The organism is Cellulomonas iranensis NBRC 101100 = JCM 18110, from assembly GCF_001552375.1.
Taxonomy (GTDB): Bacteria; Actinomycetota; Actinomycetes; order Actinomycetales; family Cellulomonadaceae; genus Cellulomonas; species Cellulomonas iranensis.
The window spans coordinates 1-25,160 of sequence record NZ_BCRB01000032.1 but is presented as its reverse complement, the minus strand read 5'-3'; the positions used below and the strand labels follow the sequence as shown (position 1 = coordinate 25,160).

The 25,160-nt window shown below is 75.6% G+C and carries 18 protein-coding genes; 13 read left to right on the top strand and 5 right to left on the bottom strand.

From position 1 onward, the window contains the following. Positions 1–5: 5 nt before the first annotated feature. Complete coding sequence (locus CS2_RS08840; RefSeq protein WP_070319686.1) at positions 6–557, bottom strand: LbetaH domain-containing protein; 552 nt, start codon at positions 555–557, stop codon at positions 6–8. Between the two features lie 144 nt (positions 558–701). Here CS2_RS08840 and CS2_RS18520 point away from each other — a divergent pair, with 144 nt between their 5' ends. Both CS2_RS18520 and CS2_RS08830 read left to right on the top strand, forming a co-directional pair. After that, positions 702–4,760 (top strand): LamG-like jellyroll fold domain-containing protein, encoded by a 4,059-nt coding sequence (locus CS2_RS18520; RefSeq protein ID WP_082740003.1) that lies wholly within the window; start codon positions 702–704, stop codon positions 4,758–4,760. Next, positions 4,757–5,233 (top strand): hypothetical protein, encoded by a 477-nt coding sequence (locus CS2_RS08830; RefSeq protein ID WP_070319685.1) that lies wholly within the window; start codon positions 4,757–4,759, stop codon positions 5,231–5,233. Before CS2_RS18520 ends, CS2_RS08830 begins: the two co-directional genes overlap by 4 nt. Before the next feature lie 93 nt (positions 5,234–5,326). Here the strand turns inward: CS2_RS08830 and CS2_RS08825 are convergent, their stop codons facing one another. Together CS2_RS08825 and CS2_RS08820 are read right to left on the bottom strand one after the other, a co-directional pair. After that, on the bottom strand, positions 5,327–5,977 hold the full coding sequence (locus tag CS2_RS08825) for an arsenate reductase/protein-tyrosine-phosphatase family protein (RefSeq protein WP_070319684.1): 651 nt from the start codon (positions 5,975–5,977) through the stop codon (positions 5,327–5,329). Beyond that, complete coding sequence (locus CS2_RS08820; protein ID WP_070319683.1) at positions 5,974–7,587, bottom strand: tyrosine-protein kinase domain-containing protein; 1,614 nt, start codon at positions 7,585–7,587, stop codon at positions 5,974–5,976. The genes CS2_RS08825 and CS2_RS08820 overlap by 4 nt, the downstream gene beginning before the upstream one ends. A 175-nt stretch (positions 7,588–7,762) precedes the next feature. Between CS2_RS08820 and CS2_RS08815 the strand changes: the two genes are divergently transcribed. Continuing rightward, on the top strand, positions 7,763–8,620 hold the full coding sequence (locus tag CS2_RS08815) for a glycosyltransferase family 2 protein (protein WP_070319702.1): 858 nt from the start codon (positions 7,763–7,765) through the stop codon (positions 8,618–8,620). Here the strand turns inward: CS2_RS08815 and CS2_RS08810 are convergent. Continuing rightward, positions 8,593–9,774 carry a glycosyltransferase gene (locus CS2_RS08810; protein WP_217997375.1) on the bottom strand — a complete coding sequence of 394 codons (1,182 nt, stop codon included), beginning with the start codon at positions 9,772–9,774 and terminating at the stop codon, positions 8,593–8,595. The genes CS2_RS08815 and CS2_RS08810 overlap by 28 nt on opposite strands. A 110-nt stretch (positions 9,775–9,884) precedes the next feature. Between CS2_RS08810 and CS2_RS08805 the strand changes: the two genes are divergently transcribed. Beyond that, positions 9,885–11,585, top strand: a complete 1,701-nt coding sequence (locus CS2_RS08805; RefSeq protein ID WP_174524298.1) for a hypothetical protein — start codon at positions 9,885–9,887, stop codon at positions 11,583–11,585. A gap of 1,096 nt (positions 11,586–12,681) precedes the next feature. Here the strand turns inward: CS2_RS08805 and CS2_RS08795 are convergent. After that, positions 12,682–13,407, bottom strand: coding sequence for a CDP-alcohol phosphatidyltransferase family protein (locus tag CS2_RS08795; RefSeq protein WP_070319681.1), 726 nt, complete (start codon positions 13,405–13,407; stop codon positions 12,682–12,684). 171 nt (positions 13,408–13,578) lie between these two features. Between CS2_RS08795 and gmd the strand changes: the two genes are divergently transcribed. The 9 genes from gmd to CS2_RS08750 all read left to right on the top strand — a co-directional run. Next, positions 13,579–14,562, top strand: a complete 984-nt coding sequence (gene gmd / locus CS2_RS08790) for a GDP-mannose 4,6-dehydratase (RefSeq protein WP_070319680.1) — start codon at positions 13,579–13,581, stop codon at positions 14,560–14,562. A 1-nt stretch (position 14,563) separates the two neighbouring features. After that, positions 14,564–15,859, top strand: a complete 1,296-nt coding sequence (locus CS2_RS08785; protein WP_070319679.1) for a glycosyltransferase family 4 protein — start codon at positions 14,564–14,566, stop codon at positions 15,857–15,859. Next, complete coding sequence (locus CS2_RS08780) at positions 15,856–16,299, top strand: FAD synthase family protein (protein WP_070319678.1); 444 nt, start codon at positions 15,856–15,858, stop codon at positions 16,297–16,299. Before CS2_RS08785 ends, CS2_RS08780 begins: the two co-directional genes overlap by 4 nt. A 178-nt stretch (positions 16,300–16,477) precedes the next feature. Continuing rightward, positions 16,478–20,140, top strand: a complete 3,663-nt coding sequence (gene mfd / locus CS2_RS08775; protein ID WP_070319677.1) for a transcription-repair coupling factor — start codon at positions 16,478–16,480, stop codon at positions 20,138–20,140. Positions 20,141–20,264: 124 nt separating this feature from the next. After that, positions 20,265–20,831: a SurA N-terminal domain-containing protein gene (locus tag CS2_RS08770; RefSeq protein WP_070319676.1), complete on the top strand. Its 567-nt coding sequence runs from the start codon at positions 20,265–20,267 to the stop codon at positions 20,829–20,831. Further along, a complete protein-coding gene (locus CS2_RS08765) occupies positions 20,828–21,592 on the top strand; it encodes a MazG nucleotide pyrophosphohydrolase domain-containing protein (protein WP_233421125.1) in 765 nt (254 codons plus the stop codon). The genes CS2_RS08770 and CS2_RS08765 overlap by 4 nt, the downstream gene beginning before the upstream one ends. 222 nt (positions 21,593–21,814) lie before the next feature. After that, positions 21,815–23,371: a Re/Si-specific NAD(P)(+) transhydrogenase subunit alpha gene (locus CS2_RS08760; RefSeq protein ID WP_046530261.1), complete on the top strand. Its 1,557-nt coding sequence runs from the start codon at positions 21,815–21,817 to the stop codon at positions 23,369–23,371. Between the two features lie 5 nt (positions 23,372–23,376). Beyond that, positions 23,377–24,768 (top strand): Re/Si-specific NAD(P)(+) transhydrogenase subunit beta, encoded by a 1,392-nt coding sequence (gene pntB, locus CS2_RS08755; RefSeq protein WP_070319699.1) that lies wholly within the window; start codon positions 23,377–23,379, stop codon positions 24,766–24,768. 139 nt (positions 24,769–24,907) lie between these two features. Next, on the top strand, positions 24,908–25,160 hold a 253-nt coding region (locus CS2_RS08750; protein WP_217997374.1), incomplete at its 3' end, for a hypothetical protein.

The following is a 25,160-nucleotide window of genomic DNA, read 5'->3' as shown; positions in this document are numbered from 1 at the left end:
CCGCCTCAGGGCACCACGTGCCCCCGCGGCGCCAGCACGCGCGCCCCGGGCGGCACGTCCGTCGTCACGAGCGCCGTCGCGCCGACGACCGCGTCGGCGCCGATCGTCACGCCCCGCAGCACCGTCGCGCGCGCGGCGACCCAGGCGCCGTCCTGCACGACGACGGGCGCGTTGTCGTACTCGAACGTGGCCGACCGGGCGTCGTGGCTCCCGGTGCACAGCAGCACGTCCTGCGAGATGCAGACGTCGGAGCCGATCGTCACGGGCTCCAGGTTGAGGATCCAGGCGCCCTCGCCGATCCAGGTGTCGTCGCCGACCGTGAGCTTCCAGGGCCAGTGCACGCGGACCCGGTGGCGGATCACCGTGCCGGTGCCGATGCGCGCGCCGAACGCGCGCAGCAGAGCGGCCCGCAGCGACGCCGGGCACCACCACCGCACGACCACGAGCCCGGAGACGGCGAGCCACAGCGCCTGCACGGCGGCCGGGCGACCCTTGTCGTACCCCGTGCCGCGGAACCCGGCCAGGTGGCGGCGGGCCGGTGGCGGTGCGATCGGCATCGGCCCACGGTAGCGGCGCGTGCTGCTCCCCGCGGGTGGTCATCCGGGTGAAAAGCCCCCAGGAGAGGGCAAAACGGGACATACGCGTCTTAGAGTCGCCACGCCCGGCCGGACCGGGATGGCGCGTTCGTTGCGAGGTGGCCCGTGGTCAGGAAGTCGAAGATCGTCGCCGCCGTGGCGACGGTGGTGCTCGGTGCGGCGGCGCTCGTCGCCGCACCCGTGGGGGCGGCGCCCGCGCAGGCGCTCACGCCCGGGGTCGCCTTCAGCGCCGACAGCCTGCCCACGTGGCAGACCAACGGCGTGGTGTGGTCGCTCGCGGCCGCCGGCGACAAGGTGTTCGCCGGCGGCACGTTCTCGCAGCTGCGCCCGCCGTCCGGCGGGTCCGGCTCCGCGATCCCGGTGACCGGGCTCGTGGCGCTCGACACGACGACGGGCCAGCCCACGTCGTGCCGCCCCCAGCTGAGCGTCGGCAGCGGCATCACGGTCCGTGCCCTCGCGACCTCGCCCGACGGCGCGACGCTCTACGTGGGCGGCCTGTTCGGACGCGTCGACTCGACCTACGCGAACAAGATCGCGGCCGTCGACGTCGCGACCTGCACGGTCCGGTCGACGTTCACCGCGCCGTCGGTCTCCGCGACGGTCCGCGCGCTGGCCGCCACGCCCGACGTGCTGTACGTCGGCGGCGACTTCCGCACCGTCGGCGGCGAGCGGCGCGACTACTTCGCGGCGCTCGACGCCCGGACCGGTGCGCTCCTGCCGTGGCGGGCCGACGCCGACGCGGTCGGTCGCGCGATCGCGGTCTCGCCCGACGGCGGCACGGTCATGCTCGGCGGCGACTTCTTCACGGTCGGGGGCGCCAACTCCCACTCGCTGGCCGCCGTCGACGCGGGCACGGGCGCGGTGACGCGCACCTACCCGCGCGGGTTCATCCCGGACACGTCCGTCACCAAGGCGGTCGACGCCGGCCAGGCGGGCTTCTACGTCGGCAACGAGGGCACGGGCGGCGGCGTGTTCGACGGCCGCCTCGCGCTCGCCTACGGCTCGCTCGACCAGGTGTGGCGCGACACGTGCCTCGGGGCGACGCAGGCCGTGCTCGAGCACGACGGCCTGCTGTACGCGGGCCACCACGCGCACGACTGCGAGTCGATGGGCTGGTTCACCGAGGGCAAGCGGACCCACCTGACGGCGCAGCGCGTGGACGACGCGCAGCTCGCCGGCTGGTACCCCGACACGAACGACGGCATCGGCGAGAGCATCGGGCCGCGCGCGCTGGCCGTCGCCACCGCGGGCTCCCAGCAGTACCTGTGGGTGGGCGGCGAGTTCACGACGACCAACGGCAGCGCGCAGCAGGGCCTCACGCGGTTCGGGCAGGTCGACACGGGCGCCCCGCCGGTCCCCACCGTGACCGTCGAGTCCACCACCACCGGCGCCGTGCACGTGCGCTGGCGCAGCGTCGTCGACCCGGACGACTCCGAGCTCGCCTACGAGGTCTTCCGCAACGGCGGCGCGACGCCGATCGCGACCGTGCGGGTCGCCTCGTCCTTCTGGACGCGCCCCCAGGGCTCGTTCGTCGACACGTCGGTGACCCCCGGCCAGACGTACTCCTACCGGGTCCGCGCGACCGACGGCACGAACGTGAGCGCGCTGTCCGGCGCGGCGTCGGTCGCAGCCCGCTCGTCCGACGTCGCCTACCCGGCGGCGGTCCTCGCGGACCAGCCGTCCCTGTACTGGCGCTACGAGGAGGGCTCGGGCGGCGTCGCGTGGGACTCCGCCGGGCAGGGCCGCAACGGCGTGCTCACCGGCACGCCCGCGTTCCGCTCGACGACGAGCCCCGTCGGCGACGGCGGCTGGGCGATGGGCTTCGGCGACGGGCGCACCGCGCACAGCGACTGGATCGAGCAGGGCCCGTCGACGTACTCGGTCGAGACCTGGTTCCGGACCACGTCCACGCAGGGCGGCAAGATCGTGGGCTTCGGGAACGGGCAGTCCAACCGGATGTCGCCCGCCGCGCTGCGCACGTCCGGCAGCTACGACCGGCACGTCTACATGACCGACGCGGGCAAGCTCGTGTTCGGCGTGTACACCGGCTCGACGCAGACGGTCACGAGCCCGCGCTCCTACAACGACGGCGAGTGGCACCACGTCGTCGCCACGCAGGGCGCCGCCGGCATGACGATGTACGTCGACGGCGTGCCCGTGGGCCGCAACGGGACCACGACGGCGCAGTCCTACAAGGGGAGCTGGCGGGTCGGCGGCGACAACCTCGACGGGTGGCCGTCGCAGCCGTCGTCGCGGTACTTCGGCGGGGACGTCGACGAGACGGCGGTGTACCCGACCGCGCTGACCGCGGCGCAGGTCCAGGCGCACTACACCGCGTCCGGGCGCACGCTGCCCGGGCAGACCCCGCCCCCCGACGCGTACGGCCAGGCCGTGCACGCGCTCGGCCCCGACCTGTTCTGGCGGCTCGGCGAGACCGGCGGCACCACCGCCGCCGACTCCGGGCCGTACGGCGCGACGGGCAGCTACCAGGGCGCGGTCACGCTCGGCGCGGACAGCCCCGTGGTGGGCACCGACGGCCGCGGCGTGCGGTTCCGCAACGGCGGCGGCAACGTCGTGAGCGACCTCAGCACGACGAACCCGTCGACGTACTCCCTCGAGCTGTGGTTCAGCAGCACCACGAACCGCGGCGGCAAGCTCATCGGGTTCGGCGACAACCGCACGGGGCTGTCGGGCAACTACGACCGGCACGTGTACCTGCAGGACGACGGACGTCTGGTCTTCGGCGTCTGGACGGGGTCGGCGAACACCATCACGACGCCCGCGCCGTACAACGACGGCGCGTGGCACCACGTGGTCGCGACGCAGTCGCCTGCCGACGGCATGCGCCTGTACGTCGACGGCGCGCTCGTGGGCACCAACCCGCAGGGCGCCGCGCAGGCCTACACCGGGTACTGGAAGGTCGGCGGAGACCCGACATGGGGGTCGAGCTCGCCGTACCTGGTGGGCTCGGTCGACGAGGTCGCGGTGTACCCCGCCGTGCTCACGGCCGCGCAGGTCGCGCAGCACCACGCGCTCGGCACCGGCACGCCGCCGCCCGACCTCACGGCGCCCTCGACGCCGGGCGACCTGGCGGCGACCGCCGGCGAGAGCGACGCGGCCCTCACGTGGTCCGCGGCGACCGACGACGTCGGCGTCGTGGCGTACGAGGTGCACCGCTCGAGCGACCCGGCGTTCACGCCCTCGGCCGAGACGCACCTGGGCGACGTCGCGGCACCCGGGTACGCCGACGCCGCGCTCGCGCCGGGCACCTACACCTACCGCGTGCTCGCCCGGGACGCCGCCGGCAACGTCGGCGCCGCGAGCGCACCGGTCACGGTGACGGTGACGGGCCCGGACACCGCGGCGCCCTCGGCGCCCACGGCCCTGACGGCGGGCGTCACGGGCACGACCGTGCAGCTGTCCTGGACGGCGGCGACCGACGACCGCGGGGTCACCGGGTACGACGTGCACCGCTCGACCGACCCGGGGTTCGTCCCGTCGGAGGCGACGCGCGTCGCCCAGGTCACCGCGACGACGTGGACCGACACCGGGCTCGCGATCGGGTCGTACACGTACCGCGTCGTCGCGCGCGACGCCGCCGGCAACACGGGCCCGCCGTCGGACCCGGCCACGGCCACCGTCGCACCGTCGACGGACCCCGTGACGGTGGTGCTCGCGCCCACCGAGGACACGTGGGTCAACCAGAGCGCGCCCACGACGCCGCAGGGCACCTTCAACCAGCTCAGCGCGCGCGGCGGGACGCCGTTCCAGGCGACCTACCTCAAGTTCGACCTGCCGCCGGCACCCGCCGGGCTGCGCCTGACGGGCGCCGCGCTGCGGGTCCGGACGACCACGGCGGCGAGCGCGGGGTCCGTCGACCCGTACACCTGGCAGTGGGCGGAGTCCGGGTGGTCGCAGGCCACGCTCGTGTACGCCGGGCGGCCGGCGCTCTCGGGCGTCGTCGTGGGGACGTGGCCCGGCGGGTCGGTGCCCAGCACGGTGTACACGACGCCGCTGGACCCGCTCGTGTTCGACGGCCGGCTCGGGGCGACGCAGACGCTCGCGCTGACGTCCACGAGCACGGACAACGTGTGGCTGTGGTCCTCCGAGCACACGACGGCGTCGTACCGTCCGCAGCTCACGCTCACGTTCGAGGCGTCGTGAGCGCCCGGACGCGCCGCGCGCTCGGCGCACCGGTGGCGGTCCTCGCGCTCGCGGGCGGTCTGCTCGCCGGGTGCACCGCGGCCACGCCCGCACCCGGTGCCGGGGGTGCCGGGGACGCGGCGGACGGCGCGTCGGCGTCGGCCGCGCCCTCGGCGTCGCCCACGGGACCGGCCGCCGCACCGTCGGTGGACCCGTCGGCCCCGCCGCCCGACCTCACGTCCGTCGAGCCGCCCGCGCCCGACGACGACCAGGCGGACGCGTACCTCGAGGGGCGCGTGCCCGACGGCGTCGACCCGGCGGCCGTGCTCGAGGCGGGCGTCGAGGCGTGCGCCCGCATGCGCTACCTCGCGGCGGTCGACGCCGACGTGCTCGTCGAGGCGCTGCGCGACGACCCGGACGCGGCGCAGTGGCCGGACGCGGTCGAGCACCTGTGCCCCGACCTGTCGACGTACGTCGACCAGGCCGGCCGCTGACGCACGCGACGCCCGGTGGGCGGGGCCGCGACGGTCCCGCCCGCCGGGCGTCGTCGTGCCGCGGGGTGGCCGCGGGATCCTCCGGCTCCGACGTCAGCTCCGTGCCGCGCGCTCCTCGTCGAGCACGTGGGCCAGGACGTCCACCAGGTCGTGGCACGCCGCGACGACGGCGTCGATCGTGCGCTCGTGGGCCGCGAGGTCGTCGAGGTGCCCGTCGGCGACGTCCCAGCGCGCGCCCTCGGGTGGCACCGGCCCCGCGCCGCGCCGTCGCCGGCCCGTCGCGGCGGCGGCGTCCGCGTGCCAGGCGATCGCGCGTGCCGCGGGCATGCGACCCACGAGCTCACGGGCCCCCGCGGGCCGTGCCGCGTCGCGGGCCGACCCCAGCGCGATGCGGGCCACAGGGCCGGCCTCGCGCAGCGTGAACACGCGCGGGCGCGCGGCGGGCAGCAGCGCGATGACGTCGGCGCACACGGTGCGGTCGGCCCCCAGGACGAGGTCCGCCGACCGCAGGTCGGCCACGGTCACCGCGTGCGCCCCCGTGGTGGGAGGGAGCCAGGCCTCGGCCTCGACGCGCGCGCGGACCAGGGAGCACGCGGGGCTGCCGACGGGTGCGTGCGTGCCCGCGGCGACCACGTCGACGCCGTCCCCGAGGGACGTCCGGAGCACCGCGCGCGCGAGGGGCGAGCGGCACACGTTGGCGCGGCAGACCACCAGGACGCGCAGGGGACCCGCGGTGCGCGTCACGGCCGGGCGGCGCCGGCCGCGGCGCGCGGGGTGCGGTGCTGCGTCGTCGCGGCCCGCGGGGTGTGCTCCTGCTCAGTGTGCTCCTGCGCGGCGTGCTCCTGCTCGGCGTCGTCCGGCGCGGGCGAGGGGGCCACGTCGTCGGGCGCGAGCGAGCGGGTCGCGTCGTCCGGCGAGCTCGCCGCGGCACCGTCCGGCGCCCCGGCCGCAGCACCCTCGGCCGCAGCGCCCTCGGCCGCGTCGTCCGCGCGTGCGCCGTCCGCGTGCCGTGCGGGGCCGGGGCCCGTCCGTGTGCGCGGCACGTACGAGTACTCGGCGCGGCGCCGCCGCGTGCGCGGCACGCGGTTGAGGACCGTGCCCAGCAGCCGCGCGCCGGCGTCGTCGAGCGTCTCGGCGGCACGCGCGACGGCCGCGGCGTCGGTGCTGCCGTGCCGCACCACCAGGATCGTGCCGTCGGCGAGGGCGCCGAGCACCGCGCCGTCGACGACGGGCGTGAGGGGCGGCGTGTCGAGGATGACGAAGTCGAAGCGCTCGTGCAGCGCGGCGACCGTCGCCGTCATCGCCTGCGAGCCGAGCAGCGCCGCGGGGTCGGGCGGCAGCGTGCCGGCGGGCAGCACCGTGACGCCGTCCTCCCAGTCGACCAGCACGTCGTCCAGCGGGTACTCCCCGATGAGGGTGTCGGAGAGCCCCACGGAGTCGAGGATGCCGATGTGCTGCGACACCCCCGGCCGGCGCAGGTCGGCGTCGACCAGGCACACCGTGCTGCCGCTCGCGGCGAGCGACGCGGCGAGGTTCACCGCCGTCGAGGTCTTGCCCTCGGCGACCACCGCCGACGAGACCGCGATGACGCGGGGCGGGTGGTCGACGTCGACGAAGCGCAGGCTCGCGCGCAGCGTGCGGAACGACTCCGTGACGGACAGCGAGCGCGTCACGCCCGCGATCGACGGGTCGAGGGGCACCTCGGTCAGGACGCCGGCGCCCGTGACCTGCTTGAGGTGCTCGGCGGTGCGCACGGAACGGTCGAGCTGCTGGCGCGCCGCCGCGAGCCCGAGCCCGACGGCGAGCCCGGCCAGCAGCCCCAGCGCGAGCGCGAGCTTGCGCCGCGGCGACGTCGGCGAGGCGGGCGGCTCGGCCTCCCGCACCACCTGCGCCGAGACCTGCGCACCCGCGGACGACGCCTCGAGGTCCTCGATCGCGGTGCCCAGACGCTCGGACACGGCGTTCGCGATCGCGGCGGCCGTCGCCGGGTCCCCGGACTGCGCGGTCACCGAGATGATGAACGAGCCGCTGGGGTTGCTCGCCGTGACGGCGTCCCGCAGCGTCGCGACGTCCGTGCCGAGCCCCAGGTCGGCGATGACGGGCCCCAGCACCCCCGGGCTCCCGACGAGCATCGTGTAGGACTTGAGCCGGCTCATGGTGAACTGCGACGACGCGAAGAGCGACGCGTCGGGCGCGGACGCGTCAGCGAGCGTGATGAACGTCTGCGCGCGGGCCTCGTACACGGGGGTCATGGTCAGCGGCAGGGCGAGCCCGGCGCCGGTGCCCAGCGCGACGCACGCGAGGACGGCGAGCCACCGCGCGCGCAGCAGCTGGACGAAGCGTGCGATCTCCACGAGGGTGTCCGTTCTCGTCGGGTTTCGGAGGTTTTGACTGTACAGGCGGCCTCCCGCGGCGTCCGGGTGATGTCGCTCCGCAGGGCCCCGGCGAGCGGGTGATTCTGTCCGCTTTGCGCCGTATGGGGGTCCGCGTCGGGCACGATGGGCGCGCGACGAGAGGCGGGTGGTGGGCATGAGCGGGGACGTCCCGGTGAGCGTGATCGTGCTGACGCGCAACGAGGAGGCGACGCTCGGCAACAGCCTGCGCCGGCTCGAGCGCTTCGACGACGTGGTCGTCGTGGACTCCGGCAGCACGGACCGCACGGCCGAGATCGCGGTCGAGCACGGCGCGCGCGTCGTGCCGTTCACGTGGGACGGCGGCTACCCCAAGAAGAAGCAGTGGTCGCTCGAGCACGCGGGCGTGCGGCACGACTGGGTGCTGCTCCTCGACGCCGACGAGTTCCCGTCACCCGCGCTGGTCGACGAGATCGCGGCGCTCGTGCGGTCCGGGCGCGTCGACGAGCACGGCGCGTACGACGTCGCCCTGCTGTACCGGTTCGCGGGGCGGTACCTGCGGCACGGCCACCGCGTCACGAAGCGCTCGCTGCTCGACCGGCGGCGGTGCGCGTTCCCCGAGGTCGGCGACCTCGACGCGCCCGGCATCCGGGAGGTCGAGGGTCACTACCAGCCCGAGACCACGGGCACGGTCGGCGCTCTGCGGCACCGCGTCGTGCACGACGACCGCGACCCGGTCGCGAGCTGGTTCGACCGGCACAACCGCTACTCCGACTGGGAGGCGTACCTGCGCCGTCACGCCGCCCTGCGCGCGGACGTGGCCGCGCGCCGCACCGCCAAGGGCGCGCTGTTCGACCGCGTGCCGTTCAAGCCGCTCGCGTTCTTCGTGTACGCGTTCGTCGCGCGCCGCGGGTTCCTCGACGGCCGCGCCGGCTTCGACTACGCCGTCGCGCTCGCGACGTACTACTGGCAGATCGGCGTGAAGGTCCGCGAGCTCGAGCGGGCCGATCAGGCCGTCGCGCGGCGCGCGGGATGAGCCGCGCGCGCGTCGGCGTAGGCGTGCGCCAGCTCGTCGACCACCGCGTCGATCGAGTAGCGCGCCGCCACCAGCGCGTGCGCCGCGCGGGACGCCGCGTCGTTCGCGTCGGCGTCGAGGAGCCGCGCGACGGCCGCGGCGAGCGTCGGGACGTCGTCGCCCACGGCGCCCGCGCCCGCCTCGGCGACGTCCGGCGCGAGGCCGTTCGACGACGTGACGACCGCCGGCACGCCGCACGCCATGGCCTCGAGGACCGAGACCGGGAACGTCTCGCCGACGGACGGCAGGACGTAGACGCTCGCGCGCGCGAGCTCGGCGAGCGCCTCGTCGTGCGGCAGGCCGCCCAGCACGTCGAGGGAGTCGCGCACGCCCAGCTCGTCGGCGACCGCGAGCGTGCGTGCCAGCGCCCCGGAGTCCGAGCCGGCGAGCACGAACCGCGCGCCGGGGTGCTGCGCCAGCACGGCCGGCATGCAGCGCACGAAGTCCTCGGGACGCTTGCGGTCCTGCAGCCGGGCCAGGTACAGCACGCGCGGGGCCTGCGGCAGCGGCCGGCGGGGCTGCAGCTCGACCCCGTTGACCAGGCGTCGTGCGTGCGGCAGCGCGGTGCGCGCGGTCGCGCGGACGTCGTCGCGCTCCTCGTCCGTGAGGTGCAGCAGGACGTCCGCGCGGCGGAGCACGCGGCGCACGACGAGCGCGTCGAAGAACCGCGCGAGCGGCTTGCTGCTCGGGTCCACCATGCCGTGCGTCTGCACGACGAGCGGTGCGCCCGCGGCGAGCGCCACCGCGGCGGCGGGCAGCGTCACGAGGTCGCGCATGAGGTGCACGTGCACCACGTCGGCCCGCCGCACCAGGCGCGGCAGGTCCGCGCCCAGCGCGATCGACGTGATGCCGCTGACCTCCAGGGCGGGCGCGAGGCGCCGGCGCCGGTAGAGCCGCGCCGGCACGTCCTCGACCGCGTCCGGGAGGTCGTCGAAGCCGTCGGCGAGCGCGACCAGCCGCGCACGGCCGCCGCGCGCGTTGAGGCCGCGCGCGAGGTTGAGCGCCACGCGCGTGGGGCCGCCGAACGCGTTCTCCGGCGTGTGCAGCGTGACGACGTGGAGCACCCGCAGCCCCTCGACGGTCGCGGCGGGGTCGGTCGTCCTGGCGGTCGGCACGTCGGCGTCGCTCCTGCTCGAGGGGGGTGCCGAGCACGGGGTCGCGCCGGCCGCGCGTCACGCTACCGCTCGCCGAGCGGCGCCGGGAGCGCCTCGGCGGGTGAGAGACCGTGAGCGCGGGCTCGTCGCAGGCGGGCGACCTGCGGCAGTGGTGGGCGGCCCCGCTGGTGGTCGTGCTGGGCGGCATGCTCCCCGTCGTCGTCGGGCTGCAGCGCGGCACCGGCGAGCGCGACCTCGCGTTCGTCCTGCAGCTGCTCCTCACGGCGTACGCCGGCACGCGTCTGGCGTTCGTGCTGCTGCGCGGGCTCACGCGCCCGCTGCAGGGGGCGTTCTGGCTGTTCGTGTACACCGCGATGGGGATCGCGCCGCTCGCGCAGCTGGTCATCGGGCAGTTCCCCACGCTGTTCGTCGGCACGCGCGACCACCTGACGACCGCGATCCTGCTCGTGCTGGTCGGGTGCGTCGCCTTCGACGTCGCGGAGCTCGTCGTGGCACGTCGTCGCCCGGCCGCGTCCGGTGCACGCGGCTCGACGGACGCGGACGGCGCGGTCGCGGCGCGCGTGGCGCCGGCCGCGCCGTCGTCCCCCCGCGGCCGCGCCGTGACCGGACCGCCGTCGGACCTGCGGCCCTACCGCCTGCTCGTCGCGGGCTCGGCGGTCGCGCTGCTCGTGAGCGTGGTGCTCGTGGTCCGGCTCGGCGGGCCCGCGACCTTCTTCTCGTCGCGGCAGGCGATCAGCGAGAGCATCGGCGCGGCGGGCCTGGCCGACGCGGGCTCGCAGGTGGGGTCTGCGCTGCTGCGGGGCGGCGGCACGATGCCGGTGCTCGTGATGCTCCTGGCGCTGACGCGGGTGCTGCTGACGGTGCGGCCGGCTCGTCGGTCCGTCGTGCTCGTGGGCACCTGGCTCGCGCTGCTCGGCGCGAACGTCGTCGTCAACAACCCCGTCTCGAACCCGCGCTACTGGGCGCTCACCGTGCTGCTGTCGACCGTGTTCGTGCTGGTCGGTGCGCGGCGCGGCTGGTACCGGACCGTCCTGGTCGGCGGCCTGGTCGCGGCGGTCGTCGTCTTCCCCTACGCCGACCGGTTCCGCTACGACGAGGCGGGGTACCGGCCCCTGGAGTCGCAGTCGGTGCTCACGACCATGGCGATGAAGGACTTCGACCAGATGGTCATGGTCGCCAACACCGTGACGTACACGCAGGTCGGCGAGGGTCACACGGGTGGGCGGCAGCTGCTCGGCGCCGTGCTGTTCTTCGTGCCGCGGCAGGTCTGGCCCGGCAAGGCGCAGGACACCGGGGTCCTGGTGGGCGAGTGGATGGGCACGGTCAACACCAACCTGTCGTCGCCGTGGTGGGCGGAGCTGTGGGTCGACGGCGGCTGGGTCGCGGTCGTCCTCGGGTCGGCGGCGCTGGGCCTCGCCGCGGCGCGCGCGGACCGCCGCTACCTCGTGGCGCTCCGGCGCGCGCGTGTGAGCGACCCGGTCCTCGTCGTCGTGCCCGTGGTCGCCGGGTACGCGTTCATCCTGCTGCGGGGGTCGCTGCTGCAGGCCATGGGGCGGCTCGCGATCCTCGCGGCGTGCGGCCTGGTGCTGGTGCTCTGGGACCGTCAGATGCGGCGCTGGTCGGACGCCGACGAGGCCGCGCCGACGGTCGCTGCGCGCGGCGCCGTGCCGTCGCGGTCGGTGGGCGCGGCGAGGTCGTCCGGCAGGGCCGAGCCCCGCAGCCGTGCGGCGCGCACCCACAGCGCGACGGCCTTGAGCGCCGAGCCGAGCGCGAGGCCCCAGGCCGCGCCGAGCACGCCGCCGACGAGGTAGCCGGCGACGACGAGCACGACGGTCGTGGCCGAGAACACGACCTGGATCGCGAGCGTCGCGCGCGGTGCGACGACGCGCAGCGCGAGGATGCCGGCCGAGCCGAGGGCCATCGCGACGTACTGCGCGGTGGTCGCCGGGAACAGCGCGTGCGCGTGCTGCCACGTGTCGCCCAGCACCTGCCGGCCCACGGACGCGGGCAGCAGCTGCACCGTCAGGCCCCACAGCCCGGCGACTACCGCGAGCGCGCCGCCGAGCCGTGCCGCCGCCCGGACCCGGGCGCGGGCGCCGACCAGCCGCCCGACGTAGGGCGGCCCGAACGACGTCGACGCGGTGAGCAGCACGTTGAGCGGCCCGAACACGGTCGACGCGCCCCGCAGGGCGCCGACGGCCGCGGGGGTGCCGAACGTGCCGAGCCCCAGGACGGTCAGCTGGCTCGAGCCGTTGCCGACGGCGAACTCGGTCGCGAAGCGTCGTCCCAGGTGGTCGCGCGCGACCAGGGCCGCGAACGGGCGCCGGGGCCGGGCGACGCGGCGCGCGAGCAGGGCGAGCGCGACGACCAGCGCGGGGACGTACGCCGCGCCCCAGGCGAGCACCGCGGCGGCGGGCGTCGGGGTGGGCACGAGCGCGAGCACGGCGACGAGCACGGCGACCTTGGTGGCGTCGACCGCGAGCGCGAGGTGCGGCTCGCGCGCGGCCGCGAACGCGTACCGCGCGACCTCGACCGTGAGCAGCACGACGAGCACCGCGCCGAGCGCGGCGAACGTGTGCGCGGTGCCGCCCCCGACGGCGAGCCCCGCCGCGACGGCGGCGGCGCCGAGCGCGAGCGCGACGGCGGCGGTGGCGGCGAGCGCGTCGCCCGCGGCCTGGCGCCGCGCGACCGGGTCGCGCACGAGCACGAGCGGCTGGCCGACGTACGCGGCCACGAGGCCCAGGAGCACGGTGAAGACCACGTACGCGAGCGAGAAGACGGCGAAGGACTCGGCGGGGGAGCGGCGCGCGACCAGCACGAGCAGCGCGATGCTGCCGAGGCTCGACAGGCCCTGGTCGGCGACCGCCGCGACCCCGCCGAGCCGTGCGCGCGCTCCCGCGGCCTCCGTCACGGGCGGGCCCCGGCGAGCCGACGCAGGCCCGCGAACCAGCGGCGCAGCAGCGCGACGACCACGAGGGCCGTGAGCAGCACGACCGTCGCGTACGCCCAGCGGAACGCCGTGCCCGCGCCCCACAGCGCGAACGTCCAGCACAGCACGCCGTAGTCGGCGGGGAGCAGGGCGAGCGCGCGCGCCGTGGACGGCGGGCGGGGGGCCGTGGGCCCGTCGTCGCCGTCCGGGGCGCTGCGGGCCAGCAGCTCGGCGAGCGTGCCGCCGGCGAACCCGACGGTCGCGACGAGCTGCGCCGCGAGCGGCACGAGCAGCCACGCGCCGTCGACGACGTCCCAGCGGGCCCAGCCGACGAGCACCGCGGCGTGCACGAGCACCATCTTCCCGGCGTCGACGACGTGGTCGGTCCACTCGCCGGCGAGCGACCCGGTGCCCGTGAGCCGGGCGACCTGCCCGTCGGCCGAGTCGAGCGCGAAGCCGAGCGCGAGCAGCACGGCGACGCCCGCGCCGAGCGCCACCGACGGCGGCACGAGCGCGAGCAGCAGCGCTGCCGTCGCGGTCACGGCGGCGGAGAGGTAGGTCACGGTCTGGGCGGACAGCCCCAGGTGGACGGCCGCGGCCGCGAGCAGACGACCCCACGGGCGGTTGACGTGCCGCGAGTAGAGGGACACGCCCCGTGCGGACTTCTGCGCGGTCGCGAGGCGGCGCACCACCGACACCTCCATGGGGGTCCTCCCTGCCGTCGTGGTGCGCCGGCGCGGGCGCACCCGTCGAACGTACCGACGCGGGGGTCGCCCGTGCCGCGGCGGACGGGTGATTTTCCACCACAAGGTCCCGCGAAAGGGACAAACATGGCTACTTTGACCCAAACGTCGCGAACGGGGAGGGCTGGATCCATGGCCAAGAAGGCGCTGATCACGGGCATCACGGGCCAGGACGGCTCGTACCTGGCGGAGCTGCTGCTCGAGAAGGGCTACGAGGTGCACGGGCTGGTGCGCCGCGCCTCGACGTTCAACACCGAGCGGATCGACCACCTGTACCAGGACCCGCACGACCCCAGCGCCCGCCTGTTCCTGCACTACGCGGACCTCACGGACGGCACGCGGCTCGCGACCCTGCTCGAGAAGGTCCACCCGGACGAGGTCTACAACCTCGCGGCGCAGTCGCACGTGCGCGTCAGCTTCGACGAGCCCGAGTTCACGGGCCAGACGACGGGCATGGGCTCGACGCGCCTGCTCGAGGCGATCCGGGCGACGGGTGTGCAGACGCGCTTCTACCAGGCGTCGAGCTCGGAGATGTTCGGTGCGACGCCGCCGCCGCAGAACGAGCTCACGCCGTTCTGGCCGCGCTCGCCCTACGGCGCCGCGAAGGTCTACTCGTACTGGATGACCCGCAACTACCGCGAGGCCTACGGCATGTACGCGGTCAACGGGATCCTGTTCAACCACGAGTCGCCGCGGCGCGGCGAGACGTTCGTGACCCGCAAGATCGCGGCGGCGGCCGCGCGGATCGCCGCCGGCAAGCAGGACACGCTCTACCTCGGCAACCTCGACGCCGTGCGTGACTGGGGCTACGCGAAGGAGTACGTCGAGGGCATGTGGCGCATGCTGCAGGCCGACGCGCCCTCGGACTACGTGCTCGCGACCGGCGTCGCCTCGACCGTGCGCGACTTCCTCGGTCACTGCTTCGAGCACGTCGGCCTGGACTGGCAGGACCACGTCGAGTTCGACCCGCGCTACCTGCGGCCCACGGAGGTGGACGCGCTGATCGGCGACGCCTCCAAGGCGGCCGACGAGCTGGGCTGGACGGCGAAGGTCCACACGCCCGAGCTCGCGGCGATCATGACCGAGGCCGAGGTCCGCGCGCTGGGTGGGAGCTGACGTGGCCACCACCGTCGACCACGTCGCGGCGGACCGCCGCGAGGTCGGGGCGTCCGGCCTGGGCCGCGTGTGCCTCGTCGGCATCAACTACGCGCCCGAGACCACGGGGATCGCGCCGTACACGACCGCGATGGCCCGCGCGTGGGCCGACGCGGGTGCCGTCGTCGACGTCGTCACGGGAGTGCCCCACTACCCGGCCTGGCGCGTCGAGGACGAGCGGTACGCCCGCGGGCGGTCCTGGCACGAGCGCGACGGCGCGGTGGCGCTGCACCGCGTCCGGCACCACGTCCCCGCGTCCGCGGACCTGCGCGGACGCGCGCGCATGGAGGCGTCGTTCCTGCGGCGCGCGACGCCGCTCGTGCGGCGCAGCGCCGCGGGCGTCGTCGTGGCCGTGACGCCGTCGATGTCGGCGCTGGCCGCGGCGGTCACGGGGGCGCGCGGCCGGCCCGTGGGCGTCGTCGTGCAGGACCTCACCGGGCGCGGCGCGCAGGAGTCCGGCTCGACCGGCGGGGCCGCGGCGTCGCTCATCGGCCGCGCCGAGGTCGCGCTGCTGCGGCGGTGCGCCGCGGTCGGCGTCATCACGCCGCAGTTCGGCGCGACGCTCACGGCCGCCGGCGTGCCGGCCGACCGGATCGTCGAGGTCGGCAACTTCACGCACGTGCGTCCCAGCGCGTCGACCCGTGACGAGGCGTGCGCGCGGCTCGGCTGGGACCCGTCGGTGTTCCGTGTCGTCCACACGGGCAACATGGGGCGCAAGCAGGGGCTCGAGCACGTCGTCGAGGCCGCGCTGCTGGCGGCGGCGCGCGGCGTGACGGGGGTCGAGCTGGTGCTCGTGGGGTCGGGCAACTGCCGCGACGAGCTCGTGGCGGCGGCGGCCGGCCTGCCGACGGTCCGCGTCCTGGACCCCGTCGACGCCGAGCGGTACCCGCTCGTGCTGGCCGCGGCCGACGTGCTGCTGCTGCACGAGCGTCCGGGCGTGCGCGAGATGTGCCTGCCGAGCAAGCTCACGAGCTACACCGCGGCCGGGCGCCCGGTGCTCGCCGCGGTCGAGCGCGAGGGGATCGCGGGTCGCCAGCTCGTCGCGGCGGACGCCGCGCTCGTCGTGCCGCCGGGCGACGCCGACGCGCTGCTGGCCGCCGTCGAGCGGCTCCGGGCCGACCGTGGGCTGCGCGACCGGCTGGCCGCCGCGGCGCGCCGGCTCGGCGAGGAGACCTACGGCGAGCCCGCGGCACGCGCGCGCTACGTCGGGCTGCTGCGCGGCCTGGTGGCCCGCACGGGCGCGGGGGTCGCGGCGTGAGCCGCGGCGACGGCGCCCGCGTCGGGTACGCGGCCGGGGCGTTCGACCTCTTCCACGTGGGGCACCTCAACCTGCTGCGGCACGCCAAGGCGCGGTGCGACCACCTGATCGCGGGCGTCGTGGCCGACGAGGTGCTCGAGATCACCAAGGGGCGCCGGCCCGTCGTGCCGCTCGTCGAGCGCGCCGAGATCGTGTCCCACATCTCCTACGTCGACGAGGTCCACCACGAGGTGCTCCTCGACAAGCTCGACACGTGGCGCGAGCTGCGGTTCGACGTCTTCTTCAAGGGCGACGACTGGCGCGGCACGCCGAAGGGCGAGGAGCTCGAGCGGCGGTTCGCGCGGGTCGGCGTCGAGGTCGTGTACTTCCCGTACACGGTCCACACGTCGAGCACGATCCTGCGGGCGGCGCTCGCGGAGCTGGAGCGACCCGCGGTGTGAGCCGCGGTCCTGACGGGCGGCGTGGCCGCCCGCGCTCGCCCCCGGGGCCCGTGCCCCCCACGGCCCCGGGGGCGGTGTCGGCGGGCGTCCGTAGAATCGTGCAGCAACCCCGGTCCCGCGCGGATCCGGGGCTCGCGTGCTGCCGTCGCCGCCCGCCACCCCGCACGAAGGACCCCCGATGGACCTGACCGGCCTCCTGCCCGCCCTGCTCGCCGACCCCGCGGCCGCCGAGGCCGTCGCGTCCGTCCGTGCGCGCGGCGAGCTCGACGTCGTCGGCCCCGCCGGCGTGCGTCCCCCGCTCCTCGCGGCGCTCGCGGGCGGGCACCCGACGACCGGTCCCGCGCCCGACCCCGCCGCGGTGCGTCCGCTGGTCGTCGTCACCGCGACGGGCCGCGACGCCGACGAGCTCGCGGGCGCGCTGCGCTGCTACCTCCCGGACGACGACGTCGCGGTGCTGCCGAGCTGGGAGACCCTGCCGCACGAGCGTCTCAGCCCACGCGCCGACACGGTCGCGCGGCGGCTCGCGGTGTTCCGCCGCCTCGCGCACCCCGACCCCGAGCCCGGGCCCGCCGGACCGGTCCGCGTCCTGGTCATGCCCGTGCGCGCGCTGCTCCAGCCGGTCGTCGACGGCCTGGGCGAGCTGCGCCCCGTCGAGATCCGCACGGGCGACCGCGTCGACCTCGACGACGTCGCGCAGCGCCTCGTCGACGCCGCGTACGCGCGCGTCGACATGGTCGAGCGGCGCGGCGAGTTCGCCGTGCGCGGCGGCATCCTCGACGTCTTCCCGCCCACCGAGGACCACCCGCTGCGCATCGAGCTGTGGGGCGAGGACGTCGAGGAGATCCGCTGGTTCTCGGTCGCCGACCAGCGCTCGCTCGAGGTCGCCGACCACGGCCTGTGGGCGCCGCCGTGCCGCGAGATCCTGCTCACCGACGACGTGCGCGAGCGCGCCGCCGCGCTGCGCGAGCGCCTGCCCGGTGCGCTCGACATGCTCGACAAGCTCGCCGAGGGCATCGCGGTCGAGGGCATGGAGTCGCTCGCGCCCGCGCTCGTCGAGCGCATGGTCCCCGTGCTCGACCTCGTGCCGGACGCGTCGCTGCTCGTGCTCGTCGACCCCGAGCGCGTGCGGCGCCGCGCGCACGACCTGGTGGCCACGACGCAGGAGTTCCTCGAGGCCGCGTGGACGTCGGCCGCCGCCGGCGCCGCGACGCCGCTCGACCTGTCGGCCGCGTCGTTCGCCTCGTTCGCCGAGGTCCGCGCGCTCGCCGCGGTGCGCGGCCTGGGCTGGTGGACGCTGTCGGGCTTCACCCTCGACGCCGACGCGGTCACGGGCGACGACGCGACGGGCCACGACGACGCGCCGCACGACGCACCCACCGCCGCGCCCGACGCGCGGACGCTCGTGGTCGCGGCGCGCGAGGTCGAGCGGTACCGCGGCGAGGTCGCGCGCGCCGTGTCGGACGTGCGGCGCCTGCAGCAGGACGGCTGGCGGCTCGTGCTCGCGACCGAGGGGCACGGCCCGGCGCAGCGCATGGTCGAGCAGCTGCGGTCCGCCGACGTGCCCGCGCGGCTCGTCGCGACCCTCGACGACGAGCCCGAGGGCGGCGTCGTGCTCGTCGTCCCCGCCCCCGCGGGCCCCGGTTTCGTGCACGAGCAGCTGCGCGTCGCGCTGTTCAGCGAGTCCGACCTCACGGGCCGCGCCGGCTCGAGCACGCGCGACATGCGGCGCATGCCGAGCCGTCGTCGCAACGTCGTGGACCCGCTGCAGCTGCGGCCGGGCGACTTCGTCGTGCACGAGCAGCACGGCGTCGGGCGGTTCGTCGAGCTCGTGCAGCGCACGATCGGCACGGGTGCGAGCGCGGCGACGCGCGAGTACCTGGTCGTCGAGTACGCGTCGTCGAAGCGCGGGCAGCCCGGCGACCGGCTGTTCGTGCCGACCGACCAGCTCGACCAGGTGACGAAGTACGTGGGCGGCGAGGCCCCGTCGCTCAACCGCATGGGCGGGTCCGACTGGCAGAAGACCAAGGGTCGCGCGCGCAAGGCCGTCAAGGAGATCGCGGCCGAGCTCATCCGGCTGTACTCGGCGCGGATGGCCACGCCCGGGCACGCGTTCGCCCCGGACACGCCGTGGCAGCGCGAGCTCGAGGACGCGTTCGCGTACGTCGAGACGCCCGACCAGCTCGCGACGATCGACGAGGTCAAGGCCGACATGGAGAAGACGGTCCCCATGGACCGGCTGATCTGCGGCGACGTCGGCTACGGCAAGACCGAGATCGCGGTGCGGGCGGCGTTCAAGGCCGTGCAGGACGGCAAGCAGGTCGCGGTCCTGGTGCCGACGACCCTGCTGGTCCAGCAGCACTACGACACGTTCGCCGAGCGCTACGCGCCGTACCCGGTGACGGTCAAGGCGCTGTCGCGCTTCCAGACGCCGAAGGAGTCCAAGGAGGTCGTCGAGGGGCTGTCGGACGGGTCCGTCGACGTCGTCATCGGCACGCACCGGCTCCTCACGGGCGAGGTGCGGTTCAAGGACCTCGGCCTGGTCATCATCGACGAGGAGCAGCGGTTCGGCGTCGAGCACAAGGAGACGCTCAAGGCGCTGCGCGCCAACGTCGACGTGCTCGCGATGAGCGCGACGCCGATCCCGCGCACGCTCGAGATGGCGGTCACCGGCATCCGCGAGATGTCGACGCTGGCGACGCCGCCCGAGGAGCGGCACCCCGTGCTGACGTTCGTCGGCCCGTACGAGGAGAAGCAGATCTCCGCGGCGATCCGCCGCGAGCTGCTGCGCGAGGGCCAGGTCTTCTACGTGCACAACAAGGTCGAGTCGATCGAGCGCACCGCGTCGCGGCTCAACGAGCTCGTGCCCGAGGCCCGCGTCGCGGTCGCGCACGGCAAGATGGGCGAGCACCAGCTCGAGCAGGTGATCGTCGACTTCTGGGAGAAGAAGTTCGACGTGCTGGTCTGCACGACCATCGTGGAGACGGGGCTCGACATCTCGAACGCGAACACCCTGATCCTCGAGCGCGCGGACCGGCTGGGGCTGTCGCAGCTGCACCAGCTGCGCGGGCGCGTGGGGCGCGGCCGCGAGCGCGCGTACGCGTACTTCCTGTACCCGCCCGAGGTGCCGCTCACCGAGACCGCGCACGACCGGCTCCAGACCATCGCGGCGCACACCGACCTCGGTGCCGGCATGGCCGTCGCCATGAAGGACCTCGAGATCCGCGGCGCGGGCAACCTGCTCGGCGGCGAGCAGTCGGGCCACATCGAGGGCGTCGGGTTCGACCTGTACGTGCGGATGGTCGGCGAGGCGGTCGCGTCGTTCCGCGGCGAGGAGGCCGAGGAGCAGCCCGACGTCACGATCGAGCTGCCGGTCGACGCGCACATCCCGCACGACTACATCGCGCACGAGCGGCTGCGCCTCGAGGCGTACCGCAAGATCGCCGCGGCGCTCGACGAGACGACGCTCCGCGAGGTCCGCGCCGAGCTCACGGACAGGTACGGGGCCGTGCCGCCGGCGGTCGACAACCTCTTCGAGGTCGCGCAGTTCCGGCTGCACGTGCGGGCCGCGGGCATCGCGGACGTCACCGCCCAGGGCAGGTTCGTGCGGTTCGCGCCGGTCGAGCTGCCCGAGTCGGCGCAGCTGCGGCTCAAGCGGCTGTACCCCGGGTCGGTCGTCAAGCCCGCGGTGCGCACGGTCCTCGTCCCGTTCCCCACGACCGCGCGCATCGGCGGCAAGCCGTTGCACGGCCGCGAGGTCATGACGTGGGCGCGGCAGTTCATCGACGCGGTCGTGCGCGGCGACGTGTCGGTCGCGGCGTCGGTCGGCACGACCGGGCGCTGACGTGCGTGCCGCGCCCGCGGCGCGGCGCGCACGTCGTTCGGGCCTACGATGTCGGGCGACACCCACGGAACGTGAGCGGGAGGCCCTGGTGGCGGTGCGACGGACGCGAGGACGCGGACGGCTGATGGCGGGCACGGTGGCGGCGGTGGCGCTGCTCGCGGGGTGCTCGGGGCAGCCCGGGGCCGCGGCGGTCGTGGACGGGCGGACGATCTCGACCGCCGAGCTCGCGCGGGCGGACGAGGAGCTCAAGCCGATCTTCCAGGGCGCGGGCACCAACGACGTGCTCGGCGTGCTCATCAACGAGCCGTTCGCGACCGAGGTCGCGGCCGAGCGGGGCGTCGGGGTGAGCGACGAGCAGGCGCTGGACCTGCTGCGCTCGGTGACCGAGCAGGCCCTCGGTGCGGAGGCCGCGGCCGACGCCGAGTTCGGCGAGGGCGCCCTGGCCGTCGCGCGGTACTCGCTCGCGGTCACCGGGCTGCGGGACGTGCCCGACGCGCAGGACGCGATGCTCGAGTACCAGGAGAAGATCTCGGCCGCCGACGTCGAGGTGAACCCCCGGTTCGGCGACTACACGCCCGAGACCGGGGTCACGGCGCCGGTCGCGCCGTCGTGGATCGTGCCCGAGGGCGGCCGCGACGCCGCCGCGGTGCCGGAGGACGGCAGCACGCCGGCTCCGACGCCCGCGCCGTGACCGTCGACGCGGCGCCGCCCGAGGGCGACGCCGTGCGGTCCGTCGGCTCGGCCCGCTCGAGCGCCGCGCAGGTCGAGGCGCTCGAGCGCGTCGTCGCGCTCATGGACCGCCTGCGCTCGCCGGGCGGCTGCCCCTGGGTGGGGGCGCAGACGCACGCGACGCTGCAGCAGTTCGTGGTCGACGAGGCGCACGAGCTGGTCGAGGCCGTCGAGACGGGTGACCGTGCGGGGCTGCGCGAGGAGCTCGGCGACGTGCTGCAGCAGGTGCTGTTCCACGCGCGCGTCGCGGCCGAGCACCCCGACGACCCGTTCGACCTCGCCGACGTCGCGGACGGGCTCGCGGCCAAGCTGGTCCGGCGGCACCCGCACGTGTTCGCGCCCGACGGGTCCGACCTGCCGGACGCGGGCCTCGACGTGGCGGCCGTGCACGACGCGTACGAGCGGCTCAAGCGCGAGGAGAAGGTGACGCGCGCGTCGGCGCTGGACGGCGTGCCGCCGTCGCTCGGCGCGCTGTCCCGCGCCGAGAAGCTCGTGGCCCGCGCCGACCGTGCGGGCCTGCTCGCGGCCGCCCCGCTGCCGCCCGCGGCACCGGACGGCGCCACCGCCCGCGACGTGCCGCCGCTCGACGACCGGGCGCTGGGGGAGCGGCTGCTCGCGCTCGTCGCCGCCGCGCACCGCGACGGGCTGGACGCCGAGGGTGCGCTGCGGCGCGCGACCGCCGCGTGGGAGTCGTCGGCGCGTTCCGCCGAGGCCTCCGCCTGACGCGTCGGCACCGGCGCCCGGGGGACCGGGCGCACCCCGGGCGCCGGCCATGTCTCGGGTGGTGAGACGACGGGGCGGGTCGTGGGCCCTCGGTGGCCGCGCCTGCAGCTAGAAAGCGCATTCCGGGCCAAAGGTCCGAGCCCGTCCGCGCCGCGTCCGACCAGGATGGGCGCGTGAGCGGGACCCACGTCCCGCCCCGGTCACCGTCGAAGGAGAGCACGCATGAGGATCGGCGTCCCGCGCGAGCAGCGCCCGGGGGAGCGGCTCGTCGCCGCGACGCCCCGGACCGTCGCCAAGCTCCGCGACCTGGGCTACGAGGTCGTCGTCGAGCGGGACGCGGGCGCGGCCGCGACGTTCACGGACGAGGCGTACGAGGCCGCCGGCGCGCGGGTCGCGGACCGCGAGGAGGTCCTGGCCAGCGACGTCGTCACGGCGGTCCACCTGCCGTCGGACGTCGGGGCCATGCGCGCGGGCGCGACGCTCGTCGCGACCATGGCGCCGTTCGCCGACCCCGACCTGCCCGCGCGGCTCGCCGCGCACGGCGTCACGGCGCTCGCGCTCGACGCCGTGCCGCGCATCTCGCGCGCGCAGGCCCTCGACGTGCTCTCGACGCTCTCGAACGTCGCCGGGTACCGCGCGGTCATCGAGGCCGCCGAGGAGTTCGGCGGCATGTTCACCGGGCAGGTCACGGCCGCCGGCAAGACCCCGCCCGCGAACGTGTTCGTCATCGGCGCGGGCGTCGCGGGCCTCGCGGCCCTCGGCACCGCGAGCAGCCTCGGCGCGCAGGTCCGCGCGTTCGACGTGCGACCCGAGGTCGGCGAGCAGATCGAGTCGATGGGCGCGACGTTCGTGCAGGCCGAGGGCGCGAGCCAGGAGGTCTCGACCGACGGCTACGCGCGCGAGCTCACGGCCGAGCAGGAGCGCCTCACGGCGCAGATGTACGCCGAGCAGACCGCGTGGGCCAACGTCGTCGTCACCACGGCGCTGGTCCGCGGGCAGGCGCCGCGCACCATCACCAAGGAGATGGTCGCCGCGATGGCGCCCGGGTCGGTGATCGTCGACCTCGCGGCGTCCGGCGGCGGCAACTGCGAGCTCACCGTGCCGGGCGAGCGCGTGGTGTCCGACAACGGCGTGGTCGTGCTCGGCTGGACCGACCTGCCGAGCCGCATGCCGCAGCACACGTCGCAGCTGTTCGGCACGAACGTCGTGCACCTGCTCGCGCTGCTCACGCCCGGCAAGGACGGCGAGCTCGTGCTCGACCTCGACGACCCCGTGCAGCGCGGCATGACGGTGACCACGGGCGGCGACGTCACGTGGCCGCCGCCGCCCGTCGCGGTCTCCGCCGCCCCGGCCGCCACCCCGGCCGCCCCGGTCGAGACGCCCGAGGAGCTCGCGGCGAAGAAGGCCGCCGCGCAGGCCGCGGCGCAGCGCCGGCAGCGCCGCAACGGCGTGCTCGCGGGGCTCGGCGCGGTGCTCACGGCCGTCGCGCTGACGGCCGCCCCCGCGTCGTTCCTCAGCCACGCGACGGTCTTCGCGCTCGCGGTGGTGGTCGGCTACTACGTCATCTCGAACGTCAGCCACTCGCTGCACACGCCGCTCATGGCCACGACCAACGCCATCAGCGGGATCATCCTGGTCGGCGCGCTGCTGCAGATCGGGCACGAGTCGTGGGTGGTCAGCACGCTCGCGTTCGTGGCGGCGACGGTCGCGGCGATCAACATCTTCGGCGGGTTCCTCGTCGCGTTCCGCATGATCCACATGTTCCGGAAGGAGGCGTGACGGTCGTGCTCACGTCGCTGGCCCAGGCCGTCTACCTCATCGCCGCCATCCTGTTCGTGCTGTCCCTCGCGGGGCTCAGCAAGCAGGAGACCGCGCGGCGCGGCAACCTCTACGGCATGGCGGGCATGGGGCTCGCGCTGCTCGCCACGGTCGCGCTCGCGGCCGACCGCTCGCAGCGGCCCGTCGCCGTCACGCTCCTGCTCATCGCGATGGCGCTGACGCTCGGGGCGGTCGTCGGCACCGCGCGGGCACGCCGCGTCGAGATGACGCAGATGCCCGAGATGATCGCGGTGCTGCACTCGTTCGTCGGCCTCGCGGCCGTGCTCGTCGGCTACAACTCGTACCTCACCGAGGCCCCCGACGCGCTGCACCTGGTCGAGGTGTTCCTCGGCGTGCTCATCGGCGCCGTGACGTTCACCGGCTCGGTCGTCGCGTTCCTCAAGCTGTCGGCGCGCATGAAGAGCGCACCGCTCATGCTGCCGGGTCGCAACGCGCTCAACCTCGGTGCGCTCGTCGCGTCCGCGGGGCTCCTCGCGTGGTTCCTCGCCTCGCCCTCGCTGCTGCCGCTCGTGCTCATGACCGTCGTCGCGCTCGCGCTCGGCTGGCACCTCGTCGCCTCGATCGGCGGGGGTGACATGCCGGTCGTCGTGTCGATGCTCAACTCGTACTCGGGCTGGGCGGCCGCGGCCGCGGGCTTCATGCTGAGCAACGACCTGCTGATCGTCGTCGGTGCGCTCGTCGGGTCCTCGGGCGCGATCCTGTCCTTCATCATGTGCACGGCCATGAACCGGTCGTTCGTGTCCGTCATCCTCGGCGGCTTCGGCGCCGAGGGCGGCACCGTGGCGGCGGTGGACCGGGACTACGGCGAGCACCGTGAGGTCAGCGCCGGCGAGGTCGCCGAGATGCTGCGCGAGGCGCGCAGCGTCGTCATCGCCCCCGGGTACGGCATGGCCGTCGCCAAGGCGCAGTACCCGGTGGCCGACCTCGTCGCCAAGCTGCGCGCGCAGGGCACCGACGTGCGGTTCGCCGTCCACCCCGTCGCCGGCCGCCTGCCCGGGCACATGAACGTGCTGCTGGCCGAGGCCAAGGTGCCGTACGACATCGTGCTCGAGATGGACGAGATCAACGACGACTTCGGCGACGTCGACGTCGTCCTCGTGATCGGCGCGAACGACACCGTCAACCCCGCCGCGCTCGACGACCCGTCGTCGCCCATCGCGGGCATGCCGGTGCTCGAGGTGTGGAAGGCCAAGCAGGTCGTCGTGTTCAAGCGGTCGATGGCCACGGGCTACGCGGGCGTGCAGAACCCGCTGTTCTTCCGCGAGAACACCGCGATGCTCTTCGGCGACGCGAAGGACCAGGTCGAGCAGATCGTCGCGCCGCTCGCCGTCGGCTGACGCACGGCGCGGACGCGCACGCGTACGCCGTCGCGACGGGCCGGGAAACGTTTCACAGGCTGACCCGGCCCGTCGTGCCGCCCTAGCGTCGCGGCGGGCCGCCACCCGGCGGCCCTCCCGCGCGCGAAGGAGCGTCCGCATGCCGTCCGCCGGCCCCGCCGTCCCGAGCCCCGCCGACCCGGGCCCCGCCGTCCGGTCGCTCGCCGTCACGGAGCGGGCCCGCACCGCCCTCGCCGTCGTCCTCGCCGCGGCCCTGGTCGCCCTCGCCGCGGTCGCGGCGGTGGTCGTCCCGGGCGCCGCGCCGGCGCGCGCGCTGTCGCCGGCCGTCGTGCTCGACGACGACTTCGAGACCGACGCGGGCGGGTGGGCGGGCCGCGGCGACGCGACCGTGT

What these genes read in the sequence shown, in the direction of transcription:
- CS2_RS08840 (WP_070319686.1), bottom strand. Translation starts at nt 557, where the DNA reads ATGCCGATCGCACCGCCACCGGCCCGCCGCCACCTGGCCGGGTTCCGC.
- mfd (WP_070319677.1), top strand. Translation starts at nt 16,478, where the DNA reads ATGGACCTGACCGGCCTCCTGCCCGCCCTGCTCGCCGACCCCGCGGCC.
- CS2_RS08770 (WP_070319676.1), top strand. Translation starts at nt 20,265, where the DNA reads ATGGCGGGCACGGTGGCGGCGGTGGCGCTGCTCGCGGGGTGCTCGGGG.
- CS2_RS08815 (WP_070319702.1), top strand. Translation starts at nt 7,763, where the DNA reads ATGAGCGGGGACGTCCCGGTGAGCGTGATCGTGCTGACGCGCAACGAG.
- CS2_RS08795 (WP_070319681.1), bottom strand. Translation starts at nt 13,407, where the DNA reads ATGGAGGTGTCGGTGGTGCGCCGCCTCGCGACCGCGCAGAAGTCCGCA.
- gmd (WP_070319680.1), top strand. Translation starts at nt 13,579, where the DNA reads ATGGCCAAGAAGGCGCTGATCACGGGCATCACGGGCCAGGACGGCTCG.
- CS2_RS08760 (WP_046530261.1), top strand. Translation starts at nt 21,815, where the DNA reads ATGAGGATCGGCGTCCCGCGCGAGCAGCGCCCGGGGGAGCGGCTCGTC.